The organism is Rhodanobacter spathiphylli B39, from assembly GCF_000264295.1.
Classification (GTDB): Bacteria; Pseudomonadota; Gammaproteobacteria; order Xanthomonadales; family Rhodanobacteraceae; genus Rhodanobacter; species Rhodanobacter spathiphylli.
In genome coordinates, this window is the sequence record NZ_AJXT01000004.1 from 127376 (window position 1) to 149291 (window position 21916).

20 protein-coding genes are annotated in these 21916 nt (G+C 67.3%); 11 read left to right on the forward strand and 9 right to left on the reverse strand.

Annotated features, from left to right (window positions below; translation table 11 throughout):
- Positions 1 to 224 precede the first annotated feature (224 nt).
- From UU7_RS01290 to UU7_RS01305, 4 genes are all read right to left on the reverse strand, one after another.
- Positions 225 to 2348, reverse strand: a complete 2124-nt coding sequence (locus tag UU7_RS01290; RefSeq protein ID WP_007804622.1) for a M13 family metallopeptidase — start codon at positions 2346 to 2348, stop codon at positions 225 to 227.
- A 219-nt stretch (positions 2349 to 2567) separates the two neighbouring features.
- On the reverse strand, positions 2568 to 4688 hold the full coding sequence (locus UU7_RS01295; protein WP_007804623.1) for a M13 family metallopeptidase: 2121 nt from the start codon (positions 4686 to 4688) through the stop codon (positions 2568 to 2570).
- A 132-nt stretch (positions 4689 to 4820) separates the two neighbouring features.
- Positions 4821 to 6635: a M14 family metallopeptidase gene (locus UU7_RS01300; protein ID WP_007804624.1), complete on the reverse strand. Its 1815-nt coding sequence runs from the start codon at positions 6633 to 6635 to the stop codon at positions 4821 to 4823.
- Complete coding sequence (locus UU7_RS01305) at positions 6632 to 7309, reverse strand: DUF502 domain-containing protein (protein ID WP_007804625.1); 678 nt, start codon at positions 7307 to 7309, stop codon at positions 6632 to 6634. The genes UU7_RS01300 and UU7_RS01305 overlap by 4 nt, the downstream gene beginning before the upstream one ends.
- Before the next feature lie 274 nt (positions 7310 to 7583).
- On the opposite strand from UU7_RS01305, the gene UU7_RS01310 reads away from it, so the two are divergent.
- From UU7_RS01310 to UU7_RS01320, 3 genes are all read left to right on the forward strand, one after another.
- On the forward strand, positions 7584 to 7880 hold the full coding sequence (locus tag UU7_RS01310; protein WP_157581796.1) for a hypothetical protein: 297 nt from the start codon (positions 7584 to 7586) through the stop codon (positions 7878 to 7880).
- A 349-nt stretch (positions 7881 to 8229) separates the two neighbouring features.
- Complete coding sequence (locus tag UU7_RS01315) at positions 8230 to 8757, forward strand: RNA polymerase sigma factor (protein ID WP_007804628.1); 528 nt, start codon at positions 8230 to 8232, stop codon at positions 8755 to 8757.
- Between the two features lie 2 nt (positions 8758 to 8759).
- Positions 8760 to 9425, forward strand: a complete 666-nt coding sequence (locus tag UU7_RS01320; RefSeq protein WP_007804630.1) for a hypothetical protein — start codon at positions 8760 to 8762, stop codon at positions 9423 to 9425.
- 12 nt (positions 9426 to 9437) lie between these two features.
- On the opposite strand, the gene UU7_RS01325 is transcribed toward UU7_RS01320, so the two are convergent.
- Entirely contained in the window at positions 9438 to 9890 is a 453-nt protein-coding gene (locus UU7_RS01325) for a DUF4442 domain-containing protein (protein WP_007804632.1), read from the reverse strand.
- Between the two features lie 270 nt (positions 9891 to 10160).
- Complete coding sequence (trxA, locus tag UU7_RS01330; RefSeq protein WP_007804634.1) at positions 10161 to 11024, reverse strand: thioredoxin; 864 nt, start codon at positions 11022 to 11024, stop codon at positions 10161 to 10163.
- 124 nt (positions 11025 to 11148) lie between these two features.
- Between trxA and UU7_RS01335 the strand changes: the two genes are divergently transcribed.
- From UU7_RS01335 to nadD, 8 genes are all read left to right on the forward strand, one after another.
- Entirely contained in the window at positions 11149 to 11766 is a 618-nt protein-coding gene (locus tag UU7_RS01335; protein ID WP_007804636.1) for a paraquat-inducible protein A, read from the forward strand.
- A complete protein-coding gene (locus UU7_RS01340) occupies positions 11763 to 12416 on the forward strand; it encodes a paraquat-inducible protein A (protein ID WP_007804638.1) in 654 nt (217 codons plus the stop codon). Before UU7_RS01335 ends, UU7_RS01340 begins: the two co-directional genes overlap by 4 nt.
- Positions 12409 to 14115: a PqiB family protein gene (locus UU7_RS01345; RefSeq protein WP_007804640.1), complete on the forward strand. Its 1707-nt coding sequence runs from the start codon at positions 12409 to 12411 to the stop codon at positions 14113 to 14115. The genes UU7_RS01340 and UU7_RS01345 overlap by 8 nt, the downstream gene beginning before the upstream one ends.
- Positions 14112 to 14726 (forward strand): PqiC family protein, encoded by a 615-nt coding sequence (locus UU7_RS01350; RefSeq protein WP_007804642.1) that lies wholly within the window; start codon positions 14112 to 14114, stop codon positions 14724 to 14726. The genes UU7_RS01345 and UU7_RS01350 overlap by 4 nt, the downstream gene beginning before the upstream one ends.
- Before the next feature lie 98 nt (positions 14727 to 14824).
- The gene (gene leuS / locus UU7_RS01355) at positions 14825 to 17590 is read left to right on the forward strand and encodes a leucine--tRNA ligase (RefSeq protein WP_083845919.1); all 2766 of its coding nucleotides are present in this window, start codon (positions 14825 to 14827) and stop codon (positions 17588 to 17590) included.
- Complete coding sequence (locus UU7_RS01360; protein WP_040672656.1) at positions 17587 to 18135, forward strand: LPS-assembly lipoprotein LptE; 549 nt, start codon at positions 17587 to 17589, stop codon at positions 18133 to 18135. The genes leuS and UU7_RS01360 overlap by 4 nt, the downstream gene beginning before the upstream one ends.
- A complete protein-coding gene (gene holA / locus UU7_RS01365; RefSeq protein WP_007804648.1) occupies positions 18135 to 19145 on the forward strand; it encodes a DNA polymerase III subunit delta in 1011 nt (336 codons plus the stop codon). Before UU7_RS01360 ends, holA begins: the two co-directional genes overlap by 1 nt.
- Positions 19142 to 19771 (forward strand): nicotinate-nucleotide adenylyltransferase, encoded by a 630-nt coding sequence (gene nadD / locus UU7_RS01370; protein WP_007804649.1) that lies wholly within the window; start codon positions 19142 to 19144, stop codon positions 19769 to 19771. Before holA ends, nadD begins: the two co-directional genes overlap by 4 nt.
- On the opposite strand, the gene UU7_RS01375 is transcribed toward nadD, so the two are convergent.
- From UU7_RS01375 to UU7_RS01385, 3 genes are read right to left on the reverse strand one after another with little or no spacing between them, the layout of a single operon-like run.
- Positions 19759 to 21315 (reverse strand): PepSY-associated TM helix domain-containing protein, encoded by a 1557-nt coding sequence (locus tag UU7_RS01375; RefSeq protein WP_007804651.1) that lies wholly within the window; start codon positions 21313 to 21315, stop codon positions 19759 to 19761. The two genes, nadD and UU7_RS01375, sit on opposite strands and share 13 nt — an antisense overlap.
- Before the next feature lie 10 nt (positions 21316 to 21325).
- On the reverse strand, positions 21326 to 21589 hold the full coding sequence (locus tag UU7_RS01380) for a hypothetical protein (protein WP_007804653.1): 264 nt from the start codon (positions 21587 to 21589) through the stop codon (positions 21326 to 21328).
- 28 nt (positions 21590 to 21617) lie between these two features.
- Entirely contained in the window at positions 21618 to 21914 is a 297-nt protein-coding gene (locus UU7_RS01385; RefSeq protein WP_007804655.1) for a hypothetical protein, read from the reverse strand.
- Between the last annotated feature and the right edge of the window lie 2 nt (positions 21915 to 21916).

Sequence of the window (21916 nt, forward strand, 5' to 3'; positions counted from 1 at the left end):
GAAACAACCTGGGTTGGCGGAACGTTCCGGCCTGCCGCAAATACCCTGGCGGCCGGAGAAGGTGCCTAAGATAACTTAATGAGAATGATTTGCAATACCTTCGGAGCTGGCATCTGCAAACCGAGGTTGCATCGGCTGGGCGCACACCATGAAAAAGGCCCCGCATTCGCATGCGGGGCCTTCGTTTCAAGCCGCGGTGAACTGCGGTCGGTGTCGATCCGGAATTACCAGATCTTCACCTGCTTGTCGGTCGGAGCCACCATCGCGTCGCCGGCCTTGCACTGGAACGCGCTGGCGAAGGTCGGCATGTTGGACGGCGCGCCCATCGCGCGGAACTTCATCGGCGAGTGCGGATCGGCATTCAGATAGACCATCTGCGCCTTTTCGCGGATGTCGCCACGCCACACGCGGGCCCAGTTCAGGAAGAATCGCTGGTCCTGGGTGTAGCCCTCGATCTTCGAGGCCGCTTCGGTCGGGTTCTTCTTCAGCGCGGTCTGCAGCGCGTCATAGGCGATGTTGAGGCCGCCCAGGTCGGCGATGTTCTCGCCCAGGGTCAGCGTGCCGTTGACGTGCAGCTCCGGATGATCGGCCAGCGGCGCATAGCCGTTGAACTGGTCGACCAGCTTGCCGGTGCGGGCCTCGAACTGCTTCTTGTCCGCGTCGGTCCACCAGTTGAGGTTGTTGCCGTCGCCGTCGAACTGGCTGCCCTGGTCGTCGAAGCCATGGCTGGCCTCGTGGCCGATCACCGCGCCGATGCCGCCGTAGTTGATCGCATCATCCGCCTTGGCATCGAAGAACGGCGGCTGCAGGATCGCGGCCGGGAAGTTGATCGTGTTGTCGGTCGGGTTGTAGTACGCGTTGACCGTTTGCGGGGTCATGCCCCAGTCCTGCCGGTCGGTCGGCTTGCCGATCTTGGCGATGTCGTACTCGTAGTTGAACTTGCTGGCCGCCTGCATGTTGGCGTAGTAGCTGTCCTTGGTGATGGTCAGGCCATCCCAGTTGCGCCAGGTTTTCGGGTAGCCGATCTTCGGCAGGAACTTGGACCACTTGTCCAGCGCCTTGGTCTTGGTCTCCGCGCTCATCCAGTCGAGGTTCTCGATGCGCGTCTTCAGCGCGTCACGCACGTTGGTAACCAGCTCTTCGGCACGCGCCTTGGCTTCCGGGGTGAAGTACTTGGCCACGTACAGCTCGCCCAGCGCCATGCCCATCGCGCCGTTGACCGAACCCAGCGAACGCTTCCACTGCGGCTGCTGCTGCGGCTGGCCGCGCAGGGTCTTGCCGTAGAAATCGAACTGCGCGTCCACGAACGGTTCGGATAGTGCCGGGGCCGCGCTGGAGATCGTGCGGGCCTTCAGGTAGGCCTTCCACTCATCCATCGGCGCGCTGGCGATCAGCTTGTCGAACTCGGCGAAGAACTTCGGCTGCGACAGCGAGAAGCCCTTGTCGATGGTGACACCCTGCGCCTTGAAGAACGCATTCCAGTCGAAGTGCGGGGTGACCTTGTTCGCTTCGGCCACGGTCGCGAAGTGGTACTGGTTCTCCGGCTTGCGCATTTCCACCCGCGGGATGGAGTGCTGCGCCAGGTCGGTCTCGAACTTCATTGCCAGCGCGGCCTGCTTGCCGGCGTCGGCGGCGCTGCTGCCGGTCATCTCGAACAGCTTGGCGAGGTATTTGACGTAGGCGTCGCGCACGTCCTTGTTTTTCGCATCGGTGTAGTAATCCGGCGTGGGCAGGCCGAGGCCGCTCTGCTCGGTGTAGGCGATCTGGATCTTGGCGTCCTTGAAGTCGGCGCCCGAACCGAAGTTGAACACCGCGCCGTCGCCCTTGGCGAAGGACTGATTCAGCCAGGTCGAGAGCTCCTTGTTGGACTTCAGCGCGTCGATGCCGGCCAGATCGGCCTTGATCGGATCGAAGCCGGCCTTGTTGCGCGCGTCCATGTCCATGCTGCTGTGGTACAGCCAACCGAGCTTCTGGTCGATGGAGCCGGCCTTGGCGCCGTCGGCATTTTTCTCCGCGTTTTCCACCAGCTGACGCTGGTCGGCGAGGCTCTTCTCGTGCAGTACGCTGAAGGCGCCCCACACGGTCTGGTCGGCCGGGATCGGATTGGCCTTGACCCACTTGGCGTTGACGAAGCTGTTGAAGTCCTGGCAAGCCTGCGCGCTGTCGCCGAGTTCGCTGATATCGAAGATGCTCTTGCCGAGATCGGCCGCGGCGGTGGTGCTGGCGGGCGCCGGGGCGGTGCTGGTCGGTGCCGGCGCGTTGTCGGCGGCGTCGTGCTTGCCGCAGGCGGCCAGCGCCAGGCTGACGGCGAGCGCCAGTGCCACGGGCTTCAGATACTGCTTGGTCATGGATGTCCCTTGTAAGTGGTGGTGAATGTGCTTGTTCGGCCGCGTCGCTGGTCCCCCCGGACGCGGACGCATGCCCGTCCACGCTAGGCCAAACGTCATGGGCCAGACAGTGTCAAAGGTCAGGGGGCACCGGCCGGGAAGAAAAAGGCCCCGCATCTGCATGCGGGGCCCTGGGGTTGCGTCAGGTCGCGATGCACCGCGACCTGGATGGCCGCCGGATTACCAGATCTTCACCTGCTTGTCGTCGCCGCGCACCATCGCATCGCCGGGCTTGCACTGGAACGCGGTGGCGAACGCCGGCATGTTCGACGGCGCGCCGATCGCGCGCAGCGAGGCCGGTGCGTGCGGATCGGTGTTCAGGCGCAGCAGCGCCTGCTTCTCGCGGATGTTGCCGCGCCACACGCGGGCCCAGTTGAGGAAGAAGCGCTGGTCCTCGGTGTAGCCGTCGATCTTCTTGCCCGCTTCCTCCGGGTGCTGCTTCAGGGCTGCCTGCAGCGCGTCGTAGGCCACGTTGAGGCCGCCCAGGTCGGCGATGTTTTCGCCCAGGGTCAGCTTGCCGTTGACGTGCGCGTCCGGCTGGTCCTTGATCGGCGTGTAGTCGTTGAACTGCCGCACCAGCTTGGCGGTGCGGGCGTCGAACTTGGCACGGTCGGCCTCGCTCCACCAGTTGACGTTGTTGCCGGCACCGTCGAACTGGCTGCCTTCGTCGTCGAAGCCGTGGCTGGCCTCGTGGCCGATCACCGCGCCGATGCCGCCGTAGTTGATCGCGTCGTCGGCCTTGGCGTTGAAGAACGGCGGCTGCAGGATCGCGGCCGGGAAGTTGATCGTGTTGTCGGTCGGGTTGTAGTACGCGTTGACCGTCTGCGGGGTCATGCCCCATTCCTTGCGGTCGGTCGGCTTGCCGATCTTGGCGATGTCGTACTCGTAGTTGAACTTGCCGGCCGCTTCGAGGTTGGCGTAGTAGTTGTCAGGCACGATCGTGAGGCCGGTCCAGTCGCGCCACTTGTCCGGGTAGCCGATCTTGGGCAGGAAGGTGTCCCACTTGGCGATCGCCTTGGCCTTGGTCTCGTCGCTCATCCAGTCGAGGTTCTGGATGCGTGCCTTCAGCGCGTTGCGCACGTTGGTCACCAGCTCCTCGGCGCGGCTCTTCGCTTCGGGGGTGAACTCGGTCTTGACGTACAGCTCGCCCAGCGCCATGCCCATCGAGCCGTTGACCGCGCCCAGCACCTGCTTCCAGCGCGGCTTCTGCTCCGGCTGGCCGGACAGCGTCTTGCCGTAGAAGGCGAACTTGTTGTCGCGGAAATTCTTGCTCAGCGCGTCGGAGGCGTCATCGATGGTGTGGAAGCGCAGGTAGGCCTGCCACTGGCTGATCGGCGCGCTGGCCAGCAGCTTGTCGAACTCGGCGAAGAACTTCGGCTGCGACAGCGAGAAGCCCTTGTCGATGGTCACGCCCTGGGCCTTGAAGAAGTTCTCCCAGCTGAAGTGCGGGGTGACCTTGTCCGCTTCGGCGACGCTGACGAAGTGGTACTGGTTTTCCGGCGTGCGCAGTTCGACCGGCGCCAGCGAGGCGGCGGCCAGCTTGGTCTCGAACGCCATCACTTCATCGGCCTGCTTCTTCGCGTCGGCAGCGGAGACGCCGGTCAGCTGCAGCGTCTTGGCGATGTAGTCGAGGTAGGCCTTGCGCAGGTCGGCCTGCTTCGGGTCGGTGTAGTAATCCTTGGTCGGCAGTCCCAGGCCCGCCTGGAAGGTGTAGCCGATCTGGGTTTCGGCGTGCTTGAAGTCCGCGCCGGAGCCGAACTGGAACACCTGCATGTCGCCGCCGGCGAAGCTCTTGTCGAGGTATCCGGCCACGTCCTTGCCGTTCTTCAGCTGGTCGATCGCGGCCAGTTTCGGCTTGATCGGATCGAAGCCGGCCTTGTCGATGGCGGCCTCGTCCATGCCGGACTTGTACAAGTTGCCGATCTTCTGCTCGATCGAGCCGGCGGCGGCCTGGTCGGCGCCCTTGGCGGCGTCCTCGACGATCTTGTGCTGGGTGTTCAGGCTGTCCTCGGCCAGCTTGTCGAACGCGCCCCAGCGGGTGCGGTCGGCCGGGATCGGGTTGGCGGCCACCCACTGGTTGTTGACGAAGCCGTTGAAGTCGGCGCAGGCGTTGATCTTCGGATCCAGTTCGCTGACGTCGAAGATGCTCTTGCCGAGGTCGGCTGCCGCGGTGGTGGCGGCTGCGGCGGGCGCGCTGGTGCTGGCGGCCGGTGCCGGCGCCGAGTCCTGCTTGCCGCAGGCGGTCAGGGCGAGCGCCACGCTGATCGCCAGCGCGATGGGCTTCAGATACTGCTTGGTCATGGATATCCCTCTGTTTGGATGGACGCCGGCGGTGGCCGGGGAGCTTTCATGATCGTGCCCCCGCGTTCCCCCCGGCGGCCGTCAAGACCGCCGACGCTAGGCCAAACGTCATGGGCGATACAGTGTCATAGGTCAGGGGTGGGCAGGGGAAGCGTGGCCCGGCAGTGCCCCGAGCTGCGCCGGGTCCAGCCGCAGCACCGGGTAGGCGCCCACCTGCTGGTCGGCGTACCAGGGCGAGCGCCGGTAGAACCAGTTCAGGCGGGCGTAGCTGTCGGCGGCGAAGGCGGGGTCGTCGTGCAGCTTCTGCTCGAACGCGGCCTTCAGCGCCGGGTCCTTCGCGGTCATTTCGCGCGCCAGCTTTTCCAGCACGCGCGGTTCGCCGTATTCCTTGGCTTCGAAGACCGCATCGAGCTCACCCCATTGCAGCAGCGAATCGGGTGCCTGCGGCTCGAGCAGGTTGATCGCCACGTTGGCCGCCCGCTGGTTCATCGGCACGATCACCGAACCAGCCGGCAGGGTGGCTTCGCGCGACACCGAATGCAGCTTGAAGTCGCGCAGCATCACGTGCCCTTCGAACGACTTGTTCGCCCACTGCGGATCATCCAGCTGATAACCCGTGGCGCGGATCGTGATCGGCGCGCTGGTGCGCCGGTAGACGATGCCGTGCGCGTCGAGCCGGTCGATGATCCGTGTCCACTGCGCGGGCACCACGTAGGCCGCCGGCGGCGTCACGGAAATGGCGGGCAGCAGGCCATTCCGGTTCGGGATGGTGTAAGTCTCGGGGTGGCTCGGGTCGTAGTGGATCCATTCGCTGTTGGAGATGTCGCTGTGGCTCAGCGTGAACGCGAAACCCTTCAGCGTGTACGGCGTGGATTGCGGATCGGGCCGGAAGGTGAGCGGCACCACGGCTTCGGCGTTGCCCGCGCGGGCGACGGTATCGGCATCGGCCTTCGCGGTGGCGGCCAGCAGGGCGGCGGGATGGCGGTTGACCTGCTCCAGCATCAGCTCGACCAGGTCGTACACCGCGTGCACGCGGTTCGCGTAGGGTTTCAGCATGTGCGTTTCGATCAGCAGCGCCGGCCGGTTCTGCAGCGCCGCGTAGCCGGTGGAAAAGCGCGGTCCCGAACCGAAGTTCACGATGCCCTGGCGTGGATCGGTGCCGTTCTTGAACTCCAGGTAGATCGAGGCGAGGTGGCCGCGCTTCTCGTACGCCGGCAGCGCGTGCCTGACGATCGCGTCCTGCTGCCACTGGCTCACCGCCGGGTCGAGCTTGTGCGGGTCCTCGGTGTACCAGGTGAGGTCGTACTGGTAGTCCGCGCCGTCGGTGGTGTGCACGTCGATCAGGAAATCCGGCAGCCAGCGCTGCCACAGCTTCAGCCACGCGCGCATTTCCGGCGCATCGGCCTTGACGTAGTCGCGGTTGAGGTTGAGGTACTGCGACTGGCCGCGAAAGCCCATGCTGGCCGGGCCGTTCTGGTTGATGCGGTGGTACGGGCTGGAGTTCTCGTGGCCGTCCACGCTGAACACCGGGATGTAGACCAGCACCACATGGTCGAGCAGGTGTGGGTACTTGCCGCTGACCGCGATATCGCGCAGCAGCATCAGCCCCGCATCCTTGCCCTCGATCTCGCCCGGGTGGATGCCCGCCTGCACCAGCACCACCGGCTTGTGCATGGCGCGTGCGGCGGCCGGGTCGAACGTGCCGTCGGCGCTGGCGATCACCACCGTCATTGGCCGGCCCTCCGGCGTGGTACCAAACGTTTCCACGCGGATCATGCCGGGCGCCGCCTGCTGCAGCCGCTGCAGGTAGTCCAGCGTGTCGGCGTAGCTCGGCGTGGTGCGGAACTGCGCGGCTTCGGCTGGTGTGGTCCAGTCGGTGCCGGTGGCGCGGGCGCCGCAAGCTGCTGCGCCGAGCAGGACGAAAGCCAGGACGTGGCGAAGATTCATGCGTGCGGCTCCGGGGTGTCCTGGCGCAACTGGGGCGGCGAGGCCGGCAAGGTGTCGGGTGCCACCGCGCCGCCGGAAATGATGAAGGCCATCGCCTGGTCCATGGTCCAGTCGGTCGGCGTCAGTTCGTCCACCGGCACCAGTTCCAGATAGCCACCGGTGGGATTGGGCGTGGTCGGGATATAGACGGCCGCCATCTCCCGACCGCTGCCTTCCTCGATCATCACCCGGGTGACGAAACCGACCACCTTCATGCCGCGACGGGGAAAGTCGATCAGCACCACCCGCTGCATGCCGCTGGGCTTGTTCTGCAGCACCGCCATCAGCTTCTTGGTGCCGCCGTAGATCGTCTGCACCAGCGGAATGCGCGCCAGCAGTCCATCGAACGCCGTGAGGAAGCGCTGGCCGATCACCCGGTTTGCAATGAAGCCCAGCAGGTACAGCGCCACCAGCGTGATCACCAGCGCAAGAATGAAGTTGAGCCATTCCATGTTCAGTGATTCGGCGGTGCGCGGCGCCACCAGCGCCAGTGTGCCGAGCAACCCCGCCACCAGCGGCGCGCCGATGCCGGCCAGCATCCCGAGGATGAACTTGAACACCAGCCAGGTCACCCACAGCGGGATGAAGGTGAGCAGGCCGGTGAGCAGGTAGCGCTTGACGCGAAACGGTCGCATGGGGTGATGGTCCGGGATGCGGGGGATGCCCGCATTGTAGGCGGGGGCGAGTCGCTGCGTCGCAGGTAGGAGCGCACCCTGTGCGCGATGCTTTTGACCCCGGAAAATCCCACAAGACAAAAAAATGGCCGCAGCGCGCAGCGCCAGACGCCAGCGCGAAATCGCGAGTGCCGCGCATCAACGCCCACCAGCACGAAGGTACGACCAGTGCGTGCGATCCGTTAGGCTAGGCGCCAGCATCACCCAGCCACACTCACCCCGCCAAGGAATGCCCATGTCGAACGCCACTCCCCGAAATCAGTCTGCGTTGGCCATCGTTGCCGTCGCCGTGTTCTTTGCCGCGCTGGTCAGCGGTCAGCCCCTGGCCGTCCTCGTCGGTGTCACGATCGCCCTGGTGGGCATGGCGTGGCGGCGGCAGCCGGCGCATCGCAAGGCCGGCACCGCGCTGGTCTTCGGCGGCTTCATGTTCGCGCTGGTGGCGATGATGTTCAACGTGGGCTACCAGTTGGGCAAGGACATGGCCCATCGCGACCAGATGCGGGAAACGGCCGCGCAGACCCTCCCGCACTGAGCGCGCGTCCGACCGGGGCGACGCCGCTTCATTGAAACAGGCGCTGCTGGCCCGATCAGAGGACCGTGACGACGCGCGGATGGCGAGGTCACGAGGTCGAGGCACCCACCACCGCGCGACGAAGCACTGCCGCGAGCACCCGCAGCAGGCTGACGCAGGCGCCGACGGCCGGGATCGCGCGCAGGCATTCGAGCCTGGCGCCCGCGCCGATCCGTACGTGCCGGCCGCGCACATGCCCGGTGGAAACACGATGTCCCAGTCATCCCCCCTCGCTGCGTGGCGGCAAGCCGCCGTGATTTTTTTCGCGGCCGTGCGAATCATGGGATGAACAAGGGGAAGATCAGCATCCATGACGGCCAGACCACACCAGCAACGCTTCGAATCACTGCTGCACGAACATCGCCGGATCGTGTTCAAGGTCGCCGGCCTGTACAGCCGCAGCGCCGCTGACCGCGATGACCTGGTGCAGGAGATCAGCGCGCAGCTGTGGCGCTCGTTCGGCAGCTATGACGAGGCGCGCGCGAAGTTCTCCACCTGGATGTACCGCATCGCGCTGAACGTGGCGATTTCGCAGGCGCGGCGCGAGCGCTGGTCGGAATCCGACCGTTTCGAGCCGCTGGAAACGCATCACCTGGAGACGGTCGGCGGGGGCGAGGGCATCGCCGAACCGGACGAACGGCTGACCGCGCTGTACGCCTTCATCGGCCAGCTCGATCCGCTCAATCGCGCACTGATCCTGCTGTACCTGGAAGACCGCAACTACACCGAGATGGCCGAGATCCTCGGCATCAGCGAAACCAACGTGGCGACCAAGATCAGCCGCATCAAGCAGAAACTGCGCGGCCAGATGACCGCTGCACAAACCACCGGAGCATGACGATGGAACTGGATGAACTGAAGCAGGCGTGGGCACGCATGGAAATCCGCCAGGAAGGCATGGAGGCCCTGTTGCGCCAGGATTTCCGCGAGCGCCGGATGGAGAAGTCGCGCGCTTCGCTGCGTCGCACGCTGTGCTGGCTGGGGCTGGAAGTGGTCGGCTGGATCGTCTTCGTGGTGTGGGTGGCCTCGTTCTGGGTGGCGCACCGGAACGTGCCGCATTTCCTGGTGATGGGCTTGTTGCTGCACGTGTATGGCGTTGCCGCGATCTGGTCGTGTGCCACGCAACTGTTCCTGCTGGCGCGGATCTACCTGTTCGATGCGCCGGTGCTGGTCTTGCAGCGGTGGCTGGCGCAGCTTCGGCGGTTCCGTGTCTACAGTACGCTGGGACTCGGCCTGCCATGGTGGTGCCTGTGGTTGCTGGTGCCGCTGGTGGCGATCGCGGACTTTGCCGGCGTGGATCTCTACGCGGCGGGCGCGTCCTGGATCTGGGCGAACATGGCTGTGGGACTGCTCGGGATCGCCTTCAGTGTGTGGCTGGCGCGTCGCGTGGCGGGGCGACCGATCCGCTCGCCGTTCCTGCAGCGCATCGTCGATGACATGAGTGGCCGCAACCTGCTCGGTGCGTCGCGCCAGCTGGACGAAATCGCGCGCTTCGAGCAGGCGTGACGGTTCGCACGGTCACCGCGCCTTCGGTTTCAGCCGCACGTAGATCTGCTTGCGCACCACCGCGATGACCTTGCCTGACGCGGTGGTCACCTCGGTCTCGAACCAGCGCAGTACCTTCTCGCCGCCGGCGGCGGCCGCGCGCAGTTCATCGACCACGCCGGGTTCGAGCTTGAAGTGGGCGTAGACGTCCTCGTAGCCCGGCGCCACGAAGTCGATCGTGCCGGCCTTGTCCCACACGTAGTAGTCGCTGCCCAGCTGGTGCATCGCCAGCAGCATCCAGAACGGATCGACCATCGCGAACAGGTTGCCGCCGAACTGGCTCTTCACGTAATTGCGATTCCACGGCCGCAGTCGCAGCACCACCTTCGCCTCGGTGTAGTCGTCGCTGAGCGACTGCAGGCGGATCGCGTTGAACAGGAACGGCGGCCACAGGTTGAGCAGGCGGCGGAAGGTGGAGGCGCGCATGGGGATTCGTCGGATGCCGGGGGAATGACGAATCTTACATGAGCATACGGTGGCGTACGGAATGGCATGCCTTGCCTCGCGCTGCCTTGCTCCTCCCCCTGCTTGCCCGGAGGGCGAGCAGGGGAAGGTCGGGAGGGGGTGCTTCAGTGCTCGGGGATTTGAAAACCAGGAGCGAGAGCGACCCCACCCCAGCCCTCCCCTGCAGGCAGGGGAGGGAGCAGGTGGCCTTGTGGCGGGTGGAATGCTCTGGCGTTCCCCGTTCTCCAACAATCAGAACAACAGCGATGCCATCTTCCGCCGGTAGCGGCTGACCAGTTCGGCGTCGTCGAGGGTGGCGAAGGCCGCCAGCAGGCGCTTCCTGCCCTGGCCGTCGTTCCAGTCGCGCGCCTTCTGCAGGATCAGCAGGAACTGGTCGAGCCCGCCGGCGGCGTCGCCTTCGAGCAGCAGTCGCACGCCGAGTTGATCGTGGGCTTCCCAGTCTTCGGCGTTGGCTTGCAGGCGCTGCAGCAGCGCCACCCGTTCCGGCGCGTCCTGCAGCGAATGGGCCAGCTCCAGTTCGCTGCGCAGGCGCACGGCGCGTGCGTCGGTGGCGAGGTTGGCAGGCAGGGCGGCGAGTTCGGCTTCGGCCGCGTCGATCTGCCCGTTGCGCATCAGCGCCACGGCCAGGTCCAGTTTCAGTTCGGGCTTGTTCGGCTCGGCGGCGATCGCCTGCTGCAGGCGGTTCACGGCCTGGGCGGGTTCCTCGGCGGTGGCGGCGGCTTCATTGCCCGCCGCTGCTTCCAGCGGCTGAACGTGGCGCAGCAGGAATTCGCGCAACTGGCCTTCGGGCAGGGCGCCGGCGAAACCGTCGAGCACCTGGCCATCCTTCACCAGCATCACGGTGGGGATGCTCTTGATGCCGAACATGCCGGCCAGCTCCTGCTGGGTGTCCACGTCGACCTTGCCCAGCCGGAACGCGCCGTTGAATTCGGCGGCGAGCTTTTCCAGCATCGGGCCCAGCGTCTTGCACGGTTCGCACCAGGTGGCCCAGAAGTCGACCAGGATCGGCGTGCTCAGCGAGGCCTGCAGCACGTCGGCTTCGAAGGTCTGCTGGTCCACGTCGAAGACGTGGGAAACGGTGGCAGCATCGGTCACGGGAAACTCCAGCTTGGTGAATGTCGGTTCAGATCAGGGCTCCCGCGCAGCATATCAAGCAGCGCGTTCACGCCAGATTTGCGAGAATCCACGGACTGTCACGCCGAAGCAAGGCACCGGTTGCATGGGCAAGGCCTTTCCAGAAAAGCTGCTGATCTGCGAGCACTGCGACACGGTCTATCGCCGGCGCGTGCTGGAGCGTGGGGAAGTGGCGCGCTGCGCGCTGTGCGCCGCAGAGCTGGAGCGCTACCACCTGCTGAGCGTGAACGCGATGCTGGCGCTGATCCTGACCGCGGCGATCGTGTTCGTGCAGGCCAACCTGTGGCCGATCGTGACCCTGGGTCTGAGCGGCCAGCACAGCAGCACCACCTTGTGGGGCGTGATCCTGGCGATGTGGCGCGAGCATTCGCAGGTCGTCTCGGTGCTGGTGGCCACCACGCTGTTCTTCTTCCCCTTGCTGAAAATGTCCCTGCTGGGCTGGCTGCTGTGGTTTGCCCGCGGCGGTCGCCGCGCGCCGGGTTTCGTGCCGCTGATGGTGATCCTGCACCGGCTGGGCCCGTGGACGATGAGCGAGGTGTTCGTGCTCGGCGCGCTGGTGGCGATCGTCAAGGCGCACACCTATTTCGACGTCACCGCCGATCCGGGTATCTACGCCTACGCGGCGCTGACCCTGCTGATCACCATCTTCGCGGGCGTGGACCTGCGCCAGTTGTGGGACGAGGACCTGGAGCCGGCCGCATGAGCGCCCTGCCGCGCGCCGCCGAGCTGGGGCTGATCGCCTGCACCGTATGCGGGCTGGTGTGCCGCAACGTGCCGGGCGACGCGCAGCTGGACGGCGACGGCGTGGACGACGCGATGGCCTGCCCGCGCTGCGCCAGCACGCTGCGCCGGCGCAAGCCGGACAGCTTCGCGCGGACCTGGGCGCTGCTGATCGCCGCGTTCCTGATGTACATCCCGGCCAACGTGCTGCCGATCATGCGCACCGCCAGCCTCAACGACATCGACGACAACACCATCATCAGCGGCGTGGTGGAGTTGTGGCGGGCCGGCTCGCCGAACCTGGCGGTGATCGTGTTCACCGCCAGCATCGTGGTGCCGGTGCTGAAGTTCCTTGCCCTCAGCGTGTTGCTGGTGAGCAGCCAGCGGGGCAGCGGCTGGGCCCGGCTGCAGCGTGCGAAGCTGTACCGGCTGGTCGAGCTGATCGGCTACTGGTCGATGCTGGACGTGTTCGTGGTGGCGCTGCTGACGGCGCTGGTGCGCTTCAGCGTGCTGAGCCTGGTGGAACCGCTGCCGGGCGTGATCTTTTTCGGGCTGACCGTGGTGCTGACCATGTTTGCCTCGATGAGTTTTGACCCCCGCCTGATCTGGGACGGCAAGGATTCAGATGACTGACGAAAAACAGAGCGAATCGGCGCAAACCGGTCAGGCGGCGTTGCCACGCCCGGTGGTGAAGCGGCGCCGCTTCAATGCCTCGCTGATCTGGCTGATTCCGGCACTGGCCGCCGTGGTCGGCCTGTCGCTGGTGGTCAGCAACTGGCTGCAGGCCGGCCCGCACGTGGTGATCAGTTTCCAGAGCGCCGAAGGGCTGGAAGCGGGCAAGACCCCGGTGAAGTACAAGAACGTGGTGATCGGCCGGGTCAGCAAGATCCACCTCAGCGGCGACCGCAGCCACGTGCTGGTCAACGTGGCGCTGGAGAAGAGCGCCGAGGGTTTCGCCACCGCCGACACCCGTTTCTGGGTGGTGCGCCCGCGCATCGGGCTGGGCGGGGTGTCCGGCATCGACACCTTGCTGTCCGGCGCGTTCATCGGCGCCGACGTGGGCGACTCGACCGAGTACAAGGACGAATTCAAGGGCCTGGAGATCCCGCCGCCGGTGACCCACGGCGCGCCCGGCCGCAGCTTCGTCCTGCACAGCGACGACCTGGGTTCGCTGGACATCGGTTCACCGATCTATTACCGGCGCATCCAGGTGGGTCGGGTGGTGTCCTACCAGCTGGACAAGGACGGCAAGGGCGTCTCGCTGCAGATCTTCATCGACGGTCCGAACGACCGCTTCGTCACCCGTTCCTCGCGCTTCTGGAATGCCAGCGGCGTGGACGTGTCGCTGGGTGCGAACGGACTGACCCTCAACACCCAGTCGCTGGCCACCGTGCTGGCCGGCGGCGTGGCTTTCCAGGACCCGCCCGGCCCGCACGACGGCACGCCGGCGCCGGAAGACAACGCCTTCAAGCTGTTCGGCGACCAGGCCACCGCGATGGCGCCGCCGGATGGCACACCGCACTACATCCGCATGCGCTTCGAGCAGTCGGTGCGTGGCCTGGCGGTCGATGCGCCGGTGGAGTTCCTCGGCATCAACATCGGCAAGGTGGTGTCGGTGCGGCTGGATTACGACGAGCAGAAGCAGCGCTTCCCGGTGGTGGTGGGTGCGGTGATCTATCCGCAACGACTCGGCGCGGCCTACGACAAGCTGGAGGCGCTGGCCCGGGAGCGCGGGGAGAATCCCGACCTCTCGCAGATGATCGGCCGGCTGGTCGATCACGGCCTGCGCGCCCAGGCGCGCACCGGCAACCTGCTCACCGGGCAGTTGTACGTGGCGCTGGACTTCGTGCCGAAGACGCCGAAGGTGGCGTTCGACCCGAGCGCGAAACCGCTGACCCTGCCGACCGTGCCGGGCAGCTTCGACAAGCTGCAGGAGCAGCTGGCCGAGATCGTCGACAAGCTCGACAAGATCCCGTTCGACAGCATCGGCAAGAACCTGGACCAGACCCTGGCCGGGCTCAACACCACGATCGGGAAGGTCAACGGCGAGACCCTGCCGGCGGTGAAGGACACCTTGCACGGCGTGCAGCAGACCATGGGCACGGCCAACGATGCGCTGGCCAGTGATTCGCCGCTGCAGCAGAACCTGGGCGCCACGCTGGAACAGGTGCAGCGCATGGCCCGCTCGCTGCGCGTGCTGACCGATTACCTGGGCGGCCATCCGGAGTCGCTGATCCGCGGCCGGCGTCCGGACCCGGCGCCGTCGGTCCCGAAAACCACCGCCCCGAACACCACCGTCCCGGCGCCGCAGCCGGCAGGGAGCAAGCCATGATCCGTCGCGTCACGCAGGTTTCAGCCACGCTGGCGGCGGCCCTGCTGCTGGCCGCCTGCGCCTCCGCACCGCTGCATTACTACACCCTGGTGGCGCCGGCCGATGCGGGTGCGCCGCCCCCGGCCGCCGGGCCGCTGCCGTTCGAGCTGCTGCCGGTGGGCATCCCCGCCCAGGTCGACCAGCCGCAACTGGTCGTGCGCGAGGGTGCCGAGGGCATGGCCGTGCTTGGCAGCGAACGCTGGATCGCGCCGCTGGGCGACGAAGTGCGCAGTGCGCTGGCCGCTGACCTGGCGCGCGAACTGCACAGCCAGGATGTCAGCGGCATGCCGGCCGGCAGCCAGCCGCTGCTGCGGATCAAGCTGGACCTGCGCCGGTTCGATTCGCAGCCCGGCGGCCAGGCGCTGATCGAAGGCGGGTGGAGCGTGCGCCTGCTGCACGGCGGGCAAGCGGCCACGCTGTCGTGCACCAGTCTGGTCAGCGAGCCGGTGGGGGCGGGCTATCCGGCGCTGGTGCAGGGCCACCAGCGGGCGATCGCCCGCATCGCGGCGCAGATCGCCGCGGCCGGGCGTGCGCTGGGCGCGGGGCAGGCCGCGGCGTGCCCGCAGGAATAGCGTTCCAGCTTGGCGGCCGGCCCGCGCTGGGCTAGTCTGACCAGTTCCCTCGGGCCGGCTTTCGCCGGTCCGCATCAATCGCATATGGCAGCATGATCATGCAGGACACCCAAGCCCCGACCACCCCCGAGCAGGACGAAGCCGGCTACCGCCCGCAGGCCGTGGAGGCCGCTGCCCAGCGCTACTGGACCGCGCAGCGCGCGTACGAAGTGGTCGAGGACGACTCGCGGCCGAAGTTCTACTGCCTGTCGATGCTGCCGTACCCCTCCGGCGCGCTGCACATGGGCCACGTGCGCAACTACACCATCGGCGACGTGATCAGCCGCTACCAGCGCATGCAGGGCAAGAACGTGCTGCAGCCGATGGGCTGGGACGCGTTCGGCCTGCCCGCCGAGAACGCCGCGATCAAGAACAGAACCGCGCCGGCCAAGTGGACCTACGCCAACATCGACCACATGCGCAGCCAGCTTAAGTCGCTGGGCTACGCGATCGACTGGACCCGCGAGTTCGCCACCTGCCGGCCGGACTATTACCGCTGGGAACAGCTGATGTTCACCCGCCTGCTGAAGAAGGGCATGGCGTACCGCAAGAACGCGGTGGTGAACTGGGACCCGATCGACCAGACCGTGCTGGCCAACGAGCAGGTGGTCGACGGCCGCGGCTGGCGCTCGGGCGCGGTGGTGGAGAAGCGCGAGATCCCGCAGTGGTTCCTGAAGATCACCGACTACGCGCCCGAATTGCTGGACGGCCTGGACACGTTGCCGGGCTGGCCCGACGCGGTGAAGACCATGCAGCGCAACTGGCTGGGCCGCAGCGAGGGCCTGGAAATCCGTTTCGACGTCAATGACGACGAGGCGCCGGTCGAGCCGATCACGGTGTTCACCACCCGGCCGGACACGCTGATGGGCGTGACCTTCCTGTCGATCGCGGCCGAGCACCCGCTGGCACAGTACGCGGCGCTGGCGCGTCCGGCGCTGGCCGAGTTCATCGCCGGCCTGCGCCAGGGCGGCGTCTCCGAAGCGGAAATGGAGACCCAGGAAAAGCGCGGCATGGACACCGGCCTGCGTGCCGTCCACCCGATCACCGGCGAGGCGCTGCCGGTGTACGTGGCGAACTTCGTGCTGATGAACTACGGCACCGGCGCGGTGATGGCGGTGCCCGGCCACGACCAGCGCGACTGGGAGTTCGCCAAGCGCTACAGCCTGCCGATCAGGATGGTGGTGGTCGACCGCAGCGTGCTCGACGCGGTGCGCGAAATCGGCCACGACCTGTCCCTTGGCGTCGGCGCCGATCCGATGCGCGCGGCGCTCGGTGGCGGCGATACCGATGCCTACGATACGAAGTCCGCGGTGCAGGTCATCGAGGATTTCGAGCAGCGGGTGATGGAGCAGTGCGCCTTCACCGAGCGCGGCATCCTGGTGAATTCCGGCGAGTACGATGGCCTCGACTTCCAGCAGGCGCTGGACGCGCTGGCCAGGCGCTTCGAGGCCGAGGGCCGCGGCCAGCGCCGGGTCAACTTCCGCCTGCGCGACTGGGGCGTCAGCCGCCAGCGCTACTGGGGCTGCCCGATCCCGGTGATCTATTGTCCCAAGTGCGAAGCGGTGCCGGTGCCGGAAGACCAGCTGCCGGTGGTGCTGCCCGAGGACGTGGCGTTCAGCGGCGTGCAGTCGCCGATCAAGGCCGACCCGGAATGGCGCAAGACCACCTGCCCGCAATGCGGCGGCCCGGCCGAACGCGAGACCGACACGTTCGACACCTTCATGGAGTCGAGCTGGTACTACGCGCGCTACACCAGCCCCGGCGCCAATGCCCAGATCGACGAGCGCGCCAACTACTGGCTGCCGGTCGACCAGTACGTCGGCGGCATCGAACACGCGATCATGCATCTGCTTTACTTCCGCTTCTATCACAAGCTGCTGCGCGACGCGGGCATGGTGCATTCGGACGAGCCGGCGCAGAACCTGCTGTGCCAGGGCATGGTGATCGCCGAGACGTTCTACCGCGACAACGCCGATGGCTCGAAGGACTGGATCAATCCGGCCGATGTCGAGATCCAGCGTGACGACAAGGCGCGCGTGATTGGTGCGGTACTCAAGGCCGATGGCGAGCCGGTGAAGATCGGTGGCACCGAGAAGATGTCGAAGTCGAAGAACAACGGCATCGACCCGCAGACCATGGTGGACAAGTACGGCGCCGACACCGTGCGGCTGTTCTCGATGTTCGCCGCGCCGCCGGAACAGTCGCTGGAATGGAGCGAGGCCGGCGTCGAAGGCATGGCCCGCTTCCTCAAGCGGTTGTGGCGTGAAGTGACCACGCATGCCGGGAACCCGGATCATCCCGAAACGAACCCGGCCACGCTGGACGCCGGCCAGAAAGCCCTGCGCCGCCAGCTGCACGAAACCATCCAGAAGGTCAGTGACGATTTCGGTCGCCGCCACGCGTTCAACACCGCGATCGCGGCGCTGATGGAACTGCTCAATGCGCTGGGCAAGTTCGCCGACCAGAGTGACCAGGGCCGCGCCGTGCGCCACGAGGCGCTGGAGGCGATGGTGCTGCTGCTGAACCCGGTGGTGCCGCACGTCAGTCACGCGCTGTGGCAGGTGCTGGGTCATCCCGAAAGCGTGCTGGAGGACCAGCCGTGGCCGCGGGTCGATCCGGCCGCGCTGGTGCGCGACACGCTGACGCTGGCGGTGCAGGTCAACGGCAAATTGCGCGCTACCATCGAGGTCGCCGCCGGCGCCTCGAAGGAAGACGCCGAGGCCATGGCGCTGGCGCAGCCGCAAGTGGCCCATTTCCTGGAAGGCCTGACCGTGCGCAAGGTGATCGTGGTGCCCGGCAAGATCGTCAACATCGTCGCAGGATGAACTTCATGAAAACCGCTCGCCTGTTCCAGCTCGCGTCGCTGCTGGCCACCACGCTGGCGCTGTCCGCCTGCGGCTTCCACCTGCGCGAAAACGCGAACCTGCCCGCGCAGATGCAGCGCATGCACGTCACCGTCAACGGCGGTGGCGAACTCGAGCGCCGGCTGACCCGTGCGCTGGAAACCTCGGACGTCACGATCGAGGATGCCGCCGGCCCGGGCATCGCCGAGCTGCGCGTGCCGACGGCCCGGTTCAGCACCGAGACGCTGAGCGCCGGCGGTTACGTGCGGATCACCGAGTACGCGGTGCGCTATCACGTCGAGTTCGACGTGACCGATGCGGACGGCCATCCGCTGCTGCCGGTCCAGCGCATCGACATGTCGCGCGAGTACAGCTACGACGCCAGCAATACCGTCGGCAACGAATCGCAGGTGCAGGAGCTGCAGCGCAGCCTCAATGACGACATGGTGCAGGCGATCCTGTTCCGCCTGCAGGCGGCCAGCAAGCACCAGCTGGCCGAGCCGGCCAGCGCCGCCAGCACGCACTGATGCCGCTCAACCCCGGTCAGTGGCAGAAGGCTCTGGCGGGCGACAGCCTGCAGCCGGTCTACCTGCTGGCCGGCGAGCAGTTGCTGGTGCTCGAAGCTGCCGACGCCCTGCGCGCGCAGGCGCGCCGGCTCGGCTATGGCGAGCGCGAGGTGCTCGAGGTTGGCCAGCACTTCGACTGGAACGACCTGGCCCGTTCCGGCGCGGCGATGTCGCTGTTCGCCAATCGGCGGCTGATCGACCTGCGCCTGCCCACCGGCCGCCCCGGCATCGAGGGCGCCAAGGCGATCACCGCGTTCTGCGCCGATCCGCCGCCGGACGTCACCTTGCTGATCACCGCGATGGAGTGGAGCAACAAGCACGACGGCGCCTGGAGCAGGAAGCTCGACGCCAGCGGCACGATGGTGGTGTTCAACGCGCCGCGACCGAACGAATGGGCCAGCTGGATCACCGCACGGCTGGCTGCGCGCAAGCTGTCCGCCACGCCTGACGCGGTGGCCCTGCTGGCGGAGCGCGTCGAGGGCAATCTGCTGGCCGCCGCGCAGGAAATCGACAAGCTCGCGGTGCTGCACGGCGAAGGCCGCATCGACGCCGCCGAGATGGAGAACCTGGTCGCCGACAGCGCCCGCTACGACGTGTTCAAGCTCACCGATGCGGCCTTCCTGGGTGACGGCGCCCGCGCGCTGCGCATCCTGGCCGGGTTGCGCTCGGAAGGCGACGAGCTGCTGGCGCTGATGGGCTGGCTGGTCAATCAGCTGCAGCTCGCCTTGCGCCTGGCCAACGCATCGGATCTGGCTGCCCAGTTCCGCGCCGAACACCTGTGGCAGGCGCGCGAGAACCTGTTCCGCCAGGCGCTGCGCCGCGCGCCCCGCGAACACTGGCTGCAATGCCTGGCGCGCGCCTCGCGCATCGACCGCATGGTCAAGGGCCGCGAGCAGGGCAATCCGTGGCAGGAGGCCGAACGGCTGATCGCCGCACTGGCGGAGCCGCGGGCTGCCAGGGCGCTGGCGTGACCCTCGCGATCTTCGGCGGCACCTTCGATCCGGTGCACCTGGGTCATCTCAGCGTGGCATGGGAAGCGGCCGAACTGCTCGACGCCGAAGTGCGCCTGATGCCGGCCAGCGTGCCGCCGCATCGCGACGCGCCGATGGCCTCGGCGATGCAGCGGGTGGCGATCCTGCGTGCGGCGCTGCATGGCCAGTCGAGGCTCACCCTTGACACGCGCGAGCTGGATCGCGCCGGCCCTTCGTACACCATCGACACCCTGCACGAGTTGCGTGCGGAGCAGGGCGAGCGGCCGCTGGTGCTGCTGGTCGGTGCCGATGCCTTCGCCAACCTGGCCAGCTGGCATCGCTGGCGCGAACTGTTCGCGGTGGCCCATGTCGGCGTGCTGAGCCGGCCCGGCGTATCGGCCAGCTTGCCGGTTGAACTGGAAGACGAGGTGGCGGGCAGGCGCGTCGTCGACGCCGCGGATTTGCGTCGCGCGTCGGCCGGCAAGGTCATCGAACTGGCGGTGACCCCGCTGGAGATCTCCGCCACCCGCATCCGCGAGTTGCTGGCCGCCGGTCGCGATCCGCGTTACCTGCTGCCGGCCGGGCTGTTCGACGAGCCCGCGTTGCTGGCCCCTTACCGGGCCTGATCCGCCCACACGCTGTTGGCGTCACCGTGGCGGCTGCGCCGTGACGCCGCACGTGCCAGCGAGGCGAAGCCCGCCGCCAGCGCCAGCGCGCCCAGGTCGATCGCCAGCAACGCGCCGTGACCGGCCGCGGCGCTGCGCCAGAACCACCCGCCGGTGACGAGGCCGTGGGCCAGCGGAACCAGCGCGGTGACGATCGCGGCGAGCCACAACAATTCCCGGGCAGCGCGCAGGGGCGCGCGCCGCGCTGCCCAGGCCACGCACAGCGCCCAGCTGCCGAAGCAGATCCAGCGTTCGCCGGCATCGACGCGCCAGCCCAGTGCAGGCAGCAGTTGCGCCGCCACGAACGCCGCGGAGATCGCCACGCAGACGCCGATGCACACGCCGACGGTGGCGCGCGCCATGATGATCGAGGAGCGCCCCTGTTCGGCTTGTCGCCGCTTGCGCCGCGACTCGATCCACAACAGGTTGCCGGAATAGAACAGGAAGGCACCGCCCAGGCCCAGCAGGAAATACAGCCATCGCACCACGACATTGCCGTAGTCGCCGAAGTGCAGCGCGTAGACCGCGGACAGCACCGCGTGGTTGGCGTCGCGCGAACCGGGCAGCTGGGTTGCCAGCACGGCGCCGCTGGTGGCATCCAGCGCCACCGCGCCGGCACCGAGTCCGCGCGGCGAAGTGCCGGTGATCTCGACCACGGCATGGGCATCGCCGGCATGGGCGAGCTTCAGATAGCCGGGCACGAAATCGGCGACGCCATGTTCCGCCGCCACCGCGATTGCGCGCGCGTGCCAGCTTGCCAGTGGCGACAGCGGCCGGGAAACATCCGCCTTCTGCATGATCGGCGCGGTGTCCATCGCCGCCGCCGACGCGGCCATCAGCTTGCCGTCGTGGATCAGCGGATTCAGCGCCAGCATCAGCACGAACAGCAGGCACAGCAGCGCGCCGGTGACCGCGAACACGATGTGGAACGGCAGGCTCAGCACGCCGATCACGTTGTGTGCGTCCTGCCAGAAGCGCTTGAGGTTGCGCCCCGGGCGCAGCGCGAACAGATCCTTGAACAGCCGCGGCAGATGGATCACGAAACCCGACACCAGCGCGACGCCGTACAGCAGGCTGACCAATCCCATCAGCCAGGTGCCGACCAGCGGCAGACCCAGCGTGTAATGCAGTTCGTTGACCAGCTCGGGCAGGCTGGCGCCCGGCGGGGTCGGGCTGCCGGCCAGTTTCTGCGGGGTGGCGAATTGCCAGACGCCCTGCGCGTCCTGCCAGTACGCGGTGGGCTCGGCCAGCTCGTAGCCGGGGAAGGTCATGCCCAGGTGTTCGCGTGCTTCCGGGTGGCGCGCCAGCACCTGGTCGAGCAGTTGTTGCGCATCGTCCAGCGAGGCGGTGGCGGCAAGCTGCGGGCTCGCCCATTGCTGCAGCGAGTGATGGAACACGGTGATCGCGCCGGCGTAGAACGCCACGAACAGCGCGAAGCCCGCCAGCATGCCCACCCACGAATGCAAGGTGGTGAAGGTGCGCAAGGTGGCCGGTTTCAATTTCATCGTGACATGCTCAGCCGACCCAACCCGATGCTTGCAGCAACCGCAGCAGGCTTAAGCCCGCCACGGCCGCAATGCCCAGGCAGAGCCACGCGCGCCGTCCGCTGGAGAACCGCAGCGCGGCGCAGACGATACCGATCCACAGCGGGAAGAACGCCAGCAGGCCGACCATGATGGTCGATTCCCACCTGCCGGGCAGCAGCCAGCTGACCAGCCCGAGCAGCGCGGCGGCGAGGAAGAAACCCGGCACAATGCCGGCGCCGAGCCGCGCCCACATCAGCTCGCTTTCCTGCGGTGTTGGCGGATCATGCTTTTTCGTCCGCCGTGGTGTCGGCATCCGGACTGCCGATGAACAGGGCCAGGTATGGCTGCGCGACCAGCACCAGCATCAGGCTGGCGAGCGTGGCGCCGAGGCCGGCGGCGACGCCGAACAGCTGCGCCCAGGCAAGCAGGGACGCCAGCGCGAGCAGCGTGCCGATCAGCCGTGCGCTGCGCGGCCGGCCGCGCAGTACGCGCCACATGCAGTGTGGCGAGCCGGCGTACAACGCGACGGCGGACAGTGCCGCCATCGCGAAGGCCACCACGCCGAGCCAGGCCGTCATGC